The organism is Dinoroseobacter sp. S375 (assembly GCF_049800775.1).
Lineage (GTDB): Bacteria > Pseudomonadota > Alphaproteobacteria > Rhodobacterales > Rhodobacteraceae > Dinoroseobacter.
In genome coordinates this window covers 14,280-26,081 of the sequence record NZ_JBNAFR010000010.1, presented here as the reverse complement: position 1 = coordinate 26,081, position 11,802 = coordinate 14,280, and the positions used below count along the sequence as shown (strand labels likewise).

The following is an 11,802-nucleotide window of genomic DNA, read 5'->3' as shown; positions in this document are numbered from 1 at the left end:
ACGGAAAGGAACGTCGTGCGGGACCTGACAGGTAAAAGGTACTGGCTCATCGGGGCCAGCGAAGGGTTGGGCCGTGCGCTCGCCGAACAACTGAGCCGTATGGGGGTCGAGTTGATCCTCTCGGCGCGTTCGGCGGACCGGTTGCAGGCGCTGGCCGACGACCTGCCCGGCAAGGCCAGCGCGGTGGCCGTGGACATCTCGGACACCGCCTCGGTGCGCGCGGCGGCCGAAGAGATCGGTGAGATTGACGGGATGGTCTTTCTGGCCGGGGTCTACTGGCCGCTCAAGGCGACGGAATGGGACCCGGATCAGGTCGAGATGATGTGCGACGTCAACTTCACCGGCGCGGCGCGCTGTGTGGGGGCGGTGCTCCCCGCCATGGTGGCGCGCGATCGCGGACATATCGTGCTGACGGGGTCGCTCTCGGGGTTTCGCGGGCTGCCCGGCGCCTCGGGCTACGCGCCCTCCAAGGCGGGGGTCATGGCCATGGCGGAATCGATGTATGCAGACCTGCGCAAGACAGGCGTCGATGTGCAGGTGGCCAATCCGGGCTTCATCAAGACCCGGCTGACCGAGAAGAACGATTTCGACATGCCTTTCCTGATGGAACCCGAAGAGGCCGCCCGCGAGATGGTCGAGCTGATGATGTCGGACGGGTTCAAGCGCAGTTTCCCGTCGGTCTTTGCCAGCTTCTTCCGCCTCGGCCAGTTCCTGCCCGACTGGGCCTATTACCGGATCTTCGCCCGGGGCTAGACCGGCACTGCGGCTCTGCGCACGCCCGCACATCTTAAGTCTGCAAATATCCTCGCCGAAGGCAGGCCGTCCATCGGCCAGGTTGTGCAAAGCCTTGGACAGCGCGCATTGGCCCACTTGCCAAGGGCGTGTCTGTGCTGGACACTTCTCTCACAAGTTGAAAGGAGGCCGTCATGCTCGACATCAGCACCGCCAAGATCGCGAGGGTCATCTTGCTGTCCCGCGAAGGGAAAATGGCTGCCGCGCAGCTGCACGGCTTTATCGGCAGCCTCAATGAGGATGAACAGGCCTCGCTCGTCGCCGTCATGTGGATCGGGCGTGAGGATTTCGAGCCCGAGGACCTGGTCGAGGCCAAGCGTATGGCCCTGGCCGAGGCCACCGCGCCCACCGAGGAATACCTGTCGAACCAGCCGCTCCTCGCGGATTATCTCGAGAGCGGCCTTGATGCGCTGGGCGTCGATGTGACTGAAGCCGAGGACGATCTGCTGCGGCGCTAGGTAACAAAGCCCGTGTTTTGCGATCGTTGCACATTATATGAACGCTCGTTCAAAAAAAAGAATTGACGGGCCAATACCAAGCGTCACAGTATCCCATGACTCGCCGGGGAGGCGGGTGAGCCGGGTCACCGGTCAGGGAGGAGAATTGGTATGGCACACGCAGCGACCTCGGGTCGGCTGGAGACCTTTCCGCAATTGCTTGCGCGGAACGCCGCGCAGTTCGGCGATAAGCCGGCCTATCGCGAAAAGGAATTCGGCATCTGGCAAAGCTGGACCTGGGCCGAGGCGCGGGACGAGATCGAGGCGCTGGCCTATGGCCTTCTGGAAATGGGATTGGCCGAGGGGGATCATGTCGCCCTGTTGGGGCCGAACCGTCCGCATCTCTACTGGACCATGGTGGCCGTGCAGATGTGCGGGGCCGTCCCGGTGCCGATCTACCATGACAGTGTTGGTGAAGAGATCGCCTATGTGCTCGACCATTGCGGCGCCCGCTATGTCGTCGCCCAGGATCAGGAGCAGGTCGACAAGGTCATCGAGGTCAAGGACCGCCTGCCCACCCTCGAGGAGGTGATCTATCTCGACCCGCGTGGCATGCGGAAATACGACCATACCCATCTGCGCCTTTTCGCGGATGTGCAGACCATGGGCCGCGGGGCCCATGACGCGCTGGAGAAAGAGATGTCCGCGCGGCTGGCCAAGCAGACCGGCGCGACGACCTGCGTGATGCTCTATACGTCGGGCACGACGGGCCGTCCCAAGGGCGTGGTCCTGTCCAATGACAACATCATCCTGACTTCGAAAAATTCCGGCGAGTTCGACCACCTGCGCCAGGAAGACGACATCCTCGCCTATCTGCCCTTGGCCTGGGTCGGCGATTTCATCTTTTCGGTGGGGCAGGCCTATTGGACCGGGTTCTGCGTGAACTGCCCCGAGAGCGCCGAGACCATGATGACGGATCTGCGCGAGATCGGGCCCACCTATTACTTCGCCCCGCCGCGGATCTTCGAGACGCAGCTCACCACGGTGATGATCCGGATGGAGGATGCCGGGCGGTTCAAGAAATGGCTCTTTGACACTTTCATGGCCCATGCCCGTGAAGTGGGGCCGAAGATCCTCGATGGCGAGCCGGTCAGCGCCATGGACAGGGTGAAATACGCGCTGGGCAATATCTTTGTCTATGGTCCACTCAAGAACACGCTGGGTCTCAGCCGCGTGCGCGTGGGCTACACGGCCGGTGAGGCGATCGGGCCGGAGATCTTCGATTTCTACCGCTCGCTGGGGATCAACCTGAAACAGCTCTACGGTCAGACCGAGGCGAGCGTGTTCATCACCCAGCAGAAGGACCATGAGGTGCGCGCCGACACGGTGGGCACCCCGACCCCGGGGGTCGAGCTGCGGATCGCGGAGAATGGCGAGGTGTTCTATCGCTCGCCCGGGGTCTTCGTGCGGTATTACAAGAATGACGAGAGCACGGCCTCGACCAAGGATGCCGAGGGCTGGGTCGCCACGGGGGATGCGGGCTTCATCGAGCCCGATACCGGGCATCTGCGGATCATCGACCGGGCCAAGGATGTGGGCAAGCTCGCCAGCGGGGGGATGTTCGCGCCGAAATATGTCGAGAACAAACTGAAGTTTTTCCCCAATATTCTGGAGGTTGTCGTCTTTGGTGCCGATCGCGAGATGTGCACCGCCTTTGTGAATATCGACCTGACGGCGGTCGGCAACTGGGCCGAGCGGAACAACATCGCCTATGCCTCCTATCAGGAACTGGCGGGGCATCCGCAGGTGCTCGACACCATTCAGGGGCATATCGCCGAGGTGAATGAGAGCGTGGCCCAGGACGAGATGCTGTCCGGGTGTCAGGTCCACCGTTTCCTCGTGCTGCACAAGGAACTGGATGCGGATGACGGCGAGCTGACCCGGACCCGAAAGGTGCGGCGTCGGATCATCGAGGAGAAATACGGGGATCTGGTCACCGCGCTCTACGATGGCTCACCCCAGGTCTCGACCGAGACGGAAGTTACCTATGAAGACGGGCGCAAGGGCTCGATCAAGGCGACGTTGGAGATCCGCGATGTGCGCGTGGTGGAGACCGCGCCACGGGCGGTGGCGGCGGAATGATCGGCAGACGCTCAGCTGACGCTTTCGCCCCTCCCGCCATCCCGCAGGGGGGTGGTGCATGACCCTGATCGGCGTGATCTTTTTCGCCCTCGGTTTTGGCGCCTCCTATGTCATTGGCCGCCGCGTGGGGAAATACGCGGATCTTGCGCAAGGGGCGTCGATCGCGCTGTGCGGGGTCGGCGGGCTGCTCTTCGGGATGCCGGCGATTTTGAATGACGGGCTGTTGCTGACGCTGTTGGTGCTCGGGGCCTACGGGATGATTGGGGCGCTGGTGTTTCGGGCCGGACGGCGCGCGCGGGAGGTAGAGAAATGAACGACATGTCCCCAGAGGGCTATGTGACCGAGGATGGCCGCAAGATCGGCGGGGTTCTGATGGAAATGCAGAACATCACCCTGCGGTTTGGCGGTGTCACGGCGATCAAGGACATCTCCTTTGACATCCGCGAGGGCGAGATCCGCGCGATCATTGGCCCGAACGGGGCCGGTAAGTCCTCGATGTTGAACGTGATTTCCGGCTTCTATGTCCCGCAGGAGGGGCAGGTGATGTTCCGCGGCGCACCGCGCCGGAAGATGAAACCCTATGAGGTGGCCCGGCAGGGGATCGCCCGGACCTTTCAGAACATTGCCCTGTTCGAGGGCATGTCGGTGCTCGACAACATCATGACCGGGCGGCTCAACCACATGAAGGCGACGATGCTGGACCAGGCTTTCTGGTGGGGCAAGGCGCAGCGTGAAGAGAGCGAGAACCGCGAGAAGGTCGAGCGGGTCATCGACTTCCTCGAGATCCAGAACATTCGCAAAACGCCGGTGGGGCGGCTGCCTTACGGCTTGAAAAAGCGGGTGGAACTGGCGCGGGCGCTGGCGGCAGAACCGATGCTGTTGCTGCTGGATGAGCCCATGGCCGGGATGAATGTCGAGGAGAAAGAGGACATGTCTCGCTTCATCCTTGATGTGAATGACGAGTTCGGCACCACCATCGCCCTGATCGAGCACGATATGGGCGTGGTGATGGACCTGAGCGACCGGGTGGTCGTGATGGATTACGGCAAGAAGATCGGCGACGGTTCGCCGGATGAGGTGCGCAACAATCAGGACGTGATCGACGCCTATCTGGGGGTCGCCCATGACTGATCATACAGCGTATTTCCGCGGTCGGCGCGGCGTCGGCCCCCTGTCGGACATGTGTCGGGCATCTGTATGCCTCGTAAAAGACTCGGGAATTGAGACAGGACATGCGCCCTTCGGCGTGGCTGGAGAGGGAGGGCACCATGCCTGATCAACTGCTTTTCGCAATGGAGGTCACGCTCAACGGTCTGATGGCCGGGGTGATGTATGCGCTGGTGGCGCTGGGCTTCGTGCTGATCTTCAAGGCCTCGGGGATCTTCAACTATGCGCAGGGGGTGATGGCCCTGTTCGCGGCAATGACGCTGGTGGGGATCCAGAAAGGGCAGGTGCCCTTTGCCCATCTGATCAACGCGATGTTCGGCACGAATATCCACTATTTCGGCTGGCAGGTGCCCGCGCTGCTGGCGATCCTGCTGACGGTGGTGGTGATGATCGGCTTCGCCTGGGCGGTGAACAAGTTCGTCCTGCGCCATCTGGTCAATCAGGAACCGATCATCCTCTTCATGGCCACCATTGGTCTCGCCTATTTCCTCGAAGGGGTGGCCGACCTGATGTGGGGCGCGGAGATCAAGAAGCTCGATATCGGACTGCCGCAGGGCATCAACGAGACCATCGACACGGTGACCTTCGAGATGTTCGGCTACGGGTTCTTCATCGACAATCTCGACATCGCGGCCACGGTGATCGCCGTCATTCTGGTGACCGGGCTGGTGGTCTTTTCGCAATACACCAAGCAGGGCCGGGCCCTGCGCGCGGTGGCCGATGACCATCAGGCGGCCCTGTCGGTGGGGATCAGCCTGAACTTCATCTGGGTGCTGGTCTGGTCCATTGCGGGTTTCGTCGCACTGGTCGCCGGGATCATGTGGGGCGCGAAATCCGGGGTGCAGTTCTCGCTCTCGCTGATCGCGCTCAAGGCCCTGCCAGTGCTGATGCTGGGCGGGTTCACCTCGATCCCCGGCGCGATTATCGGCGGCTTGATCATCGGGATGGGCGAACAGCTCTTTGAATTTCTGATCGGCCAGCCCTTCCTTGGCGGCGCGACCCAGAACTGGTTTGCCTATGTGCTGGCGCTGTTGTTCCTCGTCTTCCGGCCTCAGGGCCTGTTCGGCGAGAAGATCATCGAGCGGGTGTGACCCGGTGCAGATGTCTCAGAACAGATCCGTGACCCACTCCCAGAGCCAGAGCACTGGCAGGGCGAGTGCGCAGAGGATCATCACCGGCACGGAGACCGTCAGCGGGGCGAGGAGATATGCCCCGGCGGCGATCAGTGCGAGGATCACCACGGTGAGCAGCAGGTTCGAGGCAAGCCCGGCGATCAGAAGCGAGCGTTCGCCCCGCGCCGGCGTGGCCAGCCGTGTCTCGGCCGCGGCCCGCAAGAGCGCATCCTTGGCCATCTCGACATCGGCGTCTGACAGGGTTCCTGCGGCCCGGCGGGCCTCCAGGTCTTCAAGCTCCCGGGCAAGGGTCATGGCAAGGGCCTCCGGCTGGACGGGATCCGGGGTACCCGCGCGCAATGGCGACAAGGCGGTGTTTTCGCGGCAATTTCCGGGCGCCCTGCTGCGTCGCAGAAAAATGCTGCAGCCGCTAAGTAATTGCTGCACTGCATATATTCCCGTTTCGAGATACATATTGACGCAGCCCCCCAAAACAGGGCTTCATGGGCGGCAAATCCGGGGCCGTGGGGCCTCTGCGCCATGTATGGAGACGATTCGGTATGAAAAAATTCTGGGCCATTGCCTGTGTGATTGCGTTTACGGCGTTCTGGACCTTCGGGTTTCTGGCTCTGTCCGGGCTGTTCGGGACCCGTCCCTTCGACTGGGCGAGCGCGCTGATCTCGCTGATCGGGCTGGGTCTCGGGGTCTATGCGCGGATCCAGATCAACGCGATGACCGCCGGCATCACCAAGGGGATGCATGTGCGCCCGACGCAGGGCGAGGACGAGTTCGCGGAGAAAGTGCACGCCTGAGCCGCGCTGCGCGCGCGGTGCCGTGCCGCGAGACAGATGAGATGATGACACCCCGTGCCCTCCGGTCGGAGCGCGCGGGGTTTTTTGTGTCGGCTCCGGGCCGGACAGAGGGAGGACGTGTCGATGTTCTATCGTGAGGCCGGGGACTTCAAAACGTCCTACACCGCGGACAGCCAGACCTTTCCGATCAGCTTTGATCGGTTCCGCTACTACGCGGTGCTGGCCGTGGCGCTGGGGATCATCCCCTTCCTGATCAATGATTACTGGGCCAGCGCTGTTCTGGTGCCTTTCCTGATCTGGGCGATTGCGGCGATTGGGCTGAACATCCTGACCGGCTATTGCGGACAGGTGAGCCTCGGGACCGGCGGGTTCATGGCGGTGGGGGCTTATGCCTGTTACAAGCTGATGACGGCCTTTCCGGATCTGAACATCGCGGCCTGTGTCCTGCTGGGCGGTTTGATCACCGCCGGGGTCGGGGTGTTGTTCGGCCTGCCGAGCCTGCGGATCAAGGGGTTCTATCTGGCCGTGGCGACGCTGGCGGCGCAGTTCTTCCTTGTCTGGCTCTTCAACAAGGTGCCGTGGTTCTACAACTACTCGGCCTCGGGCCAGATCAACGCGCCCGAGCGGACCATGTTCGGCTTCGCAATCACCGGGCCGAATGCGGATGCGGCGCCGAAATACCTGTTCTGTCTGGCGTTCCTCTTCGTGCTGGCCTGGCTCGCGCGGAATCTGACGCGGGGCACGGTGGGGCGGACCTGGATGGCGATCCGGGACATGGATATCGCCGCCGAGATCATCGGGGTGAACCCGCTCAAGGCCAAGCTCACGGCCTTTGCCGTCAGCTCGTTCTTTGTTGGGGTCGCGGGCGCGCTCTTCTTCAGCGTCTACCTGGGCGCGGTCGAGGTGGGCGAGGCCTTTGGCATCAACCAGTCCTTCCTTGTCCTCTTCATGATCATCATCGGCGGGCTCGGCTCGATCTTCGGCTCCATCGTCGGGGCGGCCTTCATCGTGCTGCTGCCGGTTCTGCTCAAGAACATCATGGTTGGCGGGCTCGGCTGGGACACCGCCATCGCGGCGCATTTCGAGTTCGTGATCCTCGGCGGGCTGATCATCTTCTTTCTGATTGTCGAGCCCCACGGGCTCGCCCGGCTCTGGCAGCTGGCCAAGGAGAAACTGCGGCTCTGGCCGTTTCCACATTAACGCGCAGCCCCTCCGCAGAGGGGGGCGCGCAGACACGGACCGGGGCAAGGGGCTTCGGATACCAACACGACGCGAGAACCAATGGGAGGAAATCGCATGAAGATGAAACTCACGAGTATGGCTGTGGCCGCCACAATGGTCGCAGCACCGGTGATGGCCGATCTGGTCTATCCGTCCCTGTCCTATCGGACCGGGCCCTATGCGGCGGGCGGCATTCCCTTTGCCGACGGCTATGCCGATTACTTCACGCTTCTGAACGAGCGCGATGGCGGCATCGGCGGTGTCATGACCCGCGTTCTGGAATGCGAGACCGGCTACAACACCCAGAAGGGCGTGGAATGCTATGAGAGCACCAAGGGCGAAGGCTCGCTCGTGTATCAGCCGCTCTCGACCGGTATCACCTATCAGCTGATCCCCAAGGCCACGGCAGACGGCATCCCGCTCCACACGATGGGTTATGGCCGGACCTCTGCGGCCAATGGCAAGATCTTCAGCCACGTGTTCAACTATCCCGCCAACTACTGGGATGGGGCGTCGATCATCGTGAACCACCTGCTGGCCGAGGATGACGGGCTCGAGGGCAAGAAGGTCGCGCTGCTCTATCACAACTCCGCCTATGGCAAGGAGCCGATCCGCACCCTCGAAGAGCTCAGCGCCAAGCACAATTTCGAGTTCACCACCATCGCCGTGGACCACCCCGGTCAGGAGCAGAAGTCCCAGTGGCTGCAGATCCGCCGCGAGCGTCCCGACTATGTCGTGATGTGGGGCTGGGGCGTGATGAACCAGGTCGCCGTGCAGGAAGCCGCCAATATCCGCTTCCCCATGGAGAACTTCATCGGCAACTGGTGGGCCGGCTCCGAGAATGACGTGATCCCGGCGGGCGATGCGGCCGATGGCTACAAGTCGCTGAACATGCACAACGTGGGCATGGACTTCCCGATCTATGCCGAACTCAAAGAGCATGTGATCGACGCGGGCAAGGCCGCCGGGGCCGGCGATCAGGTCGGCACGGTGCTTTATAACCGCGGGCTCTATGCGGCGATGCTGGCGGCGGAAGCCACCCGCAAGGCGCAGGAGATCCATGGCGAGATGGACATCACCCCGGCTATGATGCGTGACGGTATGGAAGCGCTCGAGATCACCGAGGCCCGGATGGAAGAGCTCGGCATGCCGAATTTCGGCCCGGCCTTCTCGGTGAGCTGCCAGGATCATGGCGGCGCCGGTCAGGGCAAGATCCAGCAGTGGGATGCCTCCGCCAAGACGTGGAATATCGTCACGGACTGGATCGGCTCGGACAACGAGGTGATCGACGCGTTGGTGATGGCCGATAGCGAAGCCTTCGCCGCCGAGAACAGCATCGAAACGCGCTGCGACTAAGCGCATTGGCCCCGGCCGCGCGTCGGCCGGGGTCGTTCACGGGAAGGGAATGACAAATGCGGTTCGGGATCCAGGCAGCGATGTGCAGCGGGCAGCGGCCCGCATCGGCACCGGCCATGGCCCCCGCGGCACAGGGCGGGCCCGGACAGCCCGGCCAGATGCAGAGGCTCCCCCCCGGCACGACCGGCAACACGCCATACGCCGACCGCCGCGGGAAACCCGCCATGCACAGCAAGGGCGTTGGGCCCGCAGATATAGGATCGCGTCACGGGATAACCGGATGCACCCGGTCGGGCCGCAGCGCGCCTGACACGATGTCCAGAGGGGCGCCTTTCTCCGGAACCGGGCGCTCCGGGAATATTTCCAGCCGCAGGACGGGCCCATGCCCCCGCGCGGCAGAGCTTTACACGAGGATGCGCCAGGGGCGCAGCGAAGGGGAGGTGGCGTAGCCATGCTCGATGCAGGTCGGACTGAGGAAACGCTCCTCGAGGTCAACAATATCGAAGTGATCTACAACCATGTGATCCTGGTCCTGAAGGGTGTCAGCCTGACCGTGCCCAAGGGTGGGATCACGGCGCTGCTGGGCGGCAACGGAGCGGGCAAAACCACAACGCTGAAGGCGATCTCGAACCTGCTGCGCTCCGAACGCGGCGAAGTGACCAAGGGTTCGATCCAGTATCGCGGGCAGGAGGTTGAAGATCTCAGCCCGTCGGACATGGTCAAGCGCGGCGTGATCCAGGTGATGGAGGGGCGCCACTGTTTCGAGCACCTCACCGTCGAGGAAAACCTGATGACCGGCGCCTATACCCGGACCGATGGCAGAGGCGCGGTGGCCGATGATCTGGAGCTGGTCTACAAGTATTTCCCGCGCCTGAAGGAACGCCGCAAATCACAGGCGGGCTATACCTCCGGCGGTGAGCAGCAGATGTGCGCCATTGGCCGCGCGCTGATGTCCCGGCCCGAGACGATCCTGCTCGATGAGCCCTCCATGGGGCTGGCCCCCCAGCTCGTCGAAGAGATCTTCGGCATCGTCAAGGATCTGAACGAGCGCGAAGGCGTGTCCTTCCTGCTGGCCGAACAGAACACCAATGTGGCCCTGCGATTTGCCCATCACGGCTATATCCTCGAATCCGGGCGCGTGGTCATGGAAGGCCCCGCCGCCGAGCTGCGCGAGAACCCGGATGTGAAGGAATTCTATCTCGGCATGTCCGATGACGGCCGCAAAAGCTTCCGCGATGTCCGCTCCTACCGCCGCCGCAAACGGTGGCTGAGCTGATTGCGCCTCATTGTTCCGGAAATACTCCGGGGGAGGCGCCTCGCGCCGGGGGCAGAGCCCCCAAACCGCACGCAGTGCGGGATGATGACTTGCGCCGCAGGCGCGCCGCGTGAGTGCCGCGGTTTGGGAAGGACCCCTGCATGACCGATTTCTATGATGACCTCGAAACCCGCAGCGCGGATCAGCGTGCGGCGGATCTCGCAGGGGACCTGCCCGCGCAGGTGGCCCGGGCCCAAGGGCTGCCCGGCTATAGCGCCAGCCTGTCCGGGATCGATGCAGGTGCCGTGACCGATAGGGCGGCACTGGCCACCCTGCCGGTGCTGCGCAAATCCACCCTCACCGAAGCCCAGACCCCGACCGCTCCGCTGGGCGGTTTTGCCGGGTCGGTCACCGGGTTTTCCCATGTCTTTCAATCCCCCGGCCCGATCTACGAGCCGGGCGGCATCGATGGCGACTGGTTTCGGCTGGGCCGTTTCCTCCATGCGGCCGGGATCGGCGCGCAGGATCTGGTGCAGAATTGCTTCGGCTACCACCTGACCCCGGCGGGGATCATGTTCGAAAGCGGCGCGCGCGCGGTGGGGGCCACGGTCCTGCCCGCGGGGACGGGTCAGACCGAGCTGCAGGTGCAGGCGGCGGCCCATCTGGGATCCACCGCCTATGCGGGCACGCCGGATTACCTGAAGGTCATTCTCGACAAGGCCGATGAGATGGGCGTCGCACTGGGCTTTTCCAAGGCAGCGGTCTCGGGGGGCGCGCTCTTCCCGAGCCTGCGGCAGGCCTATGCGGATCGCGGCATCAGCTGTCTGCAATCCTATGCGACGGCAGATCTGGGCAATATCGCCTACGAGTCCCCGGCCATGGAGGGGCTGATCGTCGATGAGGGTGTCATCGTCGAGATTGTCCGGCCCGGCACCGGCGACCCTCTGCCCGAGGGCGAGGTTGGGGAGGTGGTCGTGACCTCCCTCAATCCGGATTACCCGCTGATCCGCTTTGCCACGGGCGATCTGTCGGCGGTTCTGCCGGGGCAGAGCCCCTGCGGACGCACCAATCTGCGGATCAAGGGCTGGATGGGACGCGCGGATCAGACCACCAAGATCAAGGGTATGTTCGTGCGCCCAGAACAAGTGGCCGCCCTGGTCGCCGCCCATCCGGAAGTGAACCGCGCCCGCGTGGTTGCCGGGCGCGATGGCGAGATGGATACGCTCCTCGTGCGGATCGAGAGCCCCGGCGCGGATGCAGAGGCCTATGGCGCCTCCGTCGCCTCTCATCTCAAGCTCAAGGGCCGTATCGAGATTGTCGCCCCCGGAAGCCTACCGAATGACGGGCTCGTGATCGAGGACACGCGCAGCTACGACTGACAGGCCCTGCGCGCCCCGTGACACCGGAAGCGCGATCCGCATGCGGATCGCGGATGACGCGCCCGGGCGTTCCGTTGCGCCCGGCAGAAACGGCCCCGGGGCAGGGCGGGTCCGCGCCGTGCGCATGCG

12 protein-coding genes are annotated in these 11,802 nt (G+C 63.6%); 11 read left to right on the top strand and 1 reads right to left on the bottom strand.

Annotated features, from left to right (window positions below; genetic code table 11):
- Positions 1-15 precede the first annotated feature (15 nt).
- The 6 genes from ACP150_RS18340 (at position 16) to ACP150_RS18315 (ending at position 5,629) form a co-directional block, all read left to right on the top strand.
- Positions 16-753 carry an SDR family NAD(P)-dependent oxidoreductase gene (locus ACP150_RS18340; RefSeq protein WP_424968138.1) on the top strand — a complete coding sequence of 246 codons (738 nt, stop codon included), beginning with the start codon at positions 16-18 and terminating at the stop codon, positions 751-753.
- Between the two features lie 173 nt (positions 754-926).
- Positions 927-1,250, top strand: a complete 324-nt coding sequence (locus tag ACP150_RS18335; RefSeq protein ID WP_424968137.1) for a DUF3775 domain-containing protein — start codon at positions 927-929, stop codon at positions 1,248-1,250.
- A 150-nt stretch (positions 1,251-1,400) separates the two neighbouring features.
- Positions 1,401-3,371, top strand: coding sequence for an AMP-binding protein (locus ACP150_RS18330; RefSeq protein WP_424968136.1), 1,971 nt, complete (start codon positions 1,401-1,403; stop codon positions 3,369-3,371).
- Positions 3,372-3,429: 58 nt separating this feature from the next.
- Positions 3,430-3,684: a hypothetical protein gene (locus ACP150_RS18325; protein WP_424968135.1), complete on the top strand. Its 255-nt coding sequence runs from the start codon at positions 3,430-3,432 to the stop codon at positions 3,682-3,684.
- Entirely contained in the window at positions 3,681-4,502 is an 822-nt protein-coding gene (locus ACP150_RS18320) for an ABC transporter ATP-binding protein (RefSeq protein ID WP_424968134.1), read from the top strand. Before ACP150_RS18325 ends, ACP150_RS18320 begins: the two co-directional genes overlap by 4 nt.
- 137 nt (positions 4,503-4,639) lie before the next feature.
- The gene (locus tag ACP150_RS18315) at positions 4,640-5,629 is read left to right on the top strand and encodes a branched-chain amino acid ABC transporter permease (RefSeq protein WP_424968133.1); all 990 of its coding nucleotides are present in this window, start codon (positions 4,640-4,642) and stop codon (positions 5,627-5,629) included.
- A 15-nt stretch (positions 5,630-5,644) separates the two neighbouring features.
- On the opposite strand, the gene ACP150_RS18310 is transcribed toward ACP150_RS18315, so the two are convergent.
- On the bottom strand, positions 5,645-5,965 hold the full coding sequence (locus ACP150_RS18310; RefSeq protein ID WP_424968132.1) for a hypothetical protein: 321 nt from the start codon (positions 5,963-5,965) through the stop codon (positions 5,645-5,647).
- Positions 5,966-6,210: 245 nt separating this feature from the next.
- Between ACP150_RS18310 and ACP150_RS18305 the strand changes: the two genes are divergently transcribed.
- The 5 genes from ACP150_RS18305 (at position 6,211) to ACP150_RS18285 (ending at position 11,673) form a co-directional block, all read left to right on the top strand.
- On the top strand, positions 6,211-6,462 hold the full coding sequence (locus ACP150_RS18305) for a hypothetical protein (protein ID WP_424968131.1): 252 nt from the start codon (positions 6,211-6,213) through the stop codon (positions 6,460-6,462).
- Positions 6,463-6,585: 123 nt separating this feature from the next.
- Complete coding sequence (locus ACP150_RS18300; RefSeq protein WP_424968130.1) at positions 6,586-7,662, top strand: branched-chain amino acid ABC transporter permease; 1,077 nt, start codon at positions 6,586-6,588, stop codon at positions 7,660-7,662.
- Between the two features lie 96 nt (positions 7,663-7,758).
- Positions 7,759-9,039, top strand: a complete 1,281-nt coding sequence (locus ACP150_RS18295) for an ABC transporter substrate-binding protein (RefSeq protein WP_424968129.1) — start codon at positions 7,759-7,761, stop codon at positions 9,037-9,039.
- Positions 9,040-9,490: 451 nt separating this feature from the next.
- Complete coding sequence (locus ACP150_RS18290; RefSeq protein ID WP_424968128.1) at positions 9,491-10,315, top strand: ABC transporter ATP-binding protein; 825 nt, start codon at positions 9,491-9,493, stop codon at positions 10,313-10,315.
- 140 nt (positions 10,316-10,455) lie between these two features.
- The gene (locus ACP150_RS18285; protein ID WP_424968127.1) at positions 10,456-11,673 is read left to right on the top strand and encodes a phenylacetate--CoA ligase family protein; all 1,218 of its coding nucleotides are present in this window, start codon (positions 10,456-10,458) and stop codon (positions 11,671-11,673) included.
- Positions 11,674-11,802: the final 129 nt, after the last annotated feature.

Excerpts from the sequence above, each read along its gene's own strand:
- ACP150_RS18305 (WP_424968131.1), top strand. The coding sequence starts at position 6,211 with ATGAAAAAATTCTGGGCCATTGCCTGTGTGATTGCGTTTACGGCGTTC.
- ACP150_RS18290 (WP_424968128.1), top strand. The coding sequence starts at position 9,491 with ATGCTCGATGCAGGTCGGACTGAGGAAACGCTCCTCGAGGTCAACAAT.
- ACP150_RS18325 (WP_424968135.1), top strand. The coding sequence starts at position 3,430 with ATGACCCTGATCGGCGTGATCTTTTTCGCCCTCGGTTTTGGCGCCTCC.
- ACP150_RS18300 (WP_424968130.1), top strand. The coding sequence starts at position 6,586 with ATGTTCTATCGTGAGGCCGGGGACTTCAAAACGTCCTACACCGCGGAC.
- ACP150_RS18285 (WP_424968127.1), top strand. The coding sequence starts at position 10,456 with ATGACCGATTTCTATGATGACCTCGAAACCCGCAGCGCGGATCAGCGT.
- ACP150_RS18330 (WP_424968136.1), top strand. The coding sequence starts at position 1,401 with ATGGCACACGCAGCGACCTCGGGTCGGCTGGAGACCTTTCCGCAATTG.
- ACP150_RS18335 (WP_424968137.1), top strand. The coding sequence starts at position 927 with ATGCTCGACATCAGCACCGCCAAGATCGCGAGGGTCATCTTGCTGTCC.
- ACP150_RS18295 (WP_424968129.1), top strand. The coding sequence starts at position 7,759 with ATGAAGATGAAACTCACGAGTATGGCTGTGGCCGCCACAATGGTCGCA.
- ACP150_RS18310 (WP_424968132.1), bottom strand. The coding sequence starts at position 5,965 with ATGACCCTTGCCCGGGAGCTTGAAGACCTGGAGGCCCGCCGGGCCGCA.
- ACP150_RS18320 (WP_424968134.1), top strand. The coding sequence starts at position 3,681 with ATGAACGACATGTCCCCAGAGGGCTATGTGACCGAGGATGGCCGCAAG.
- ACP150_RS18315 (WP_424968133.1), top strand. The coding sequence starts at position 4,640 with ATGCCTGATCAACTGCTTTTCGCAATGGAGGTCACGCTCAACGGTCTG.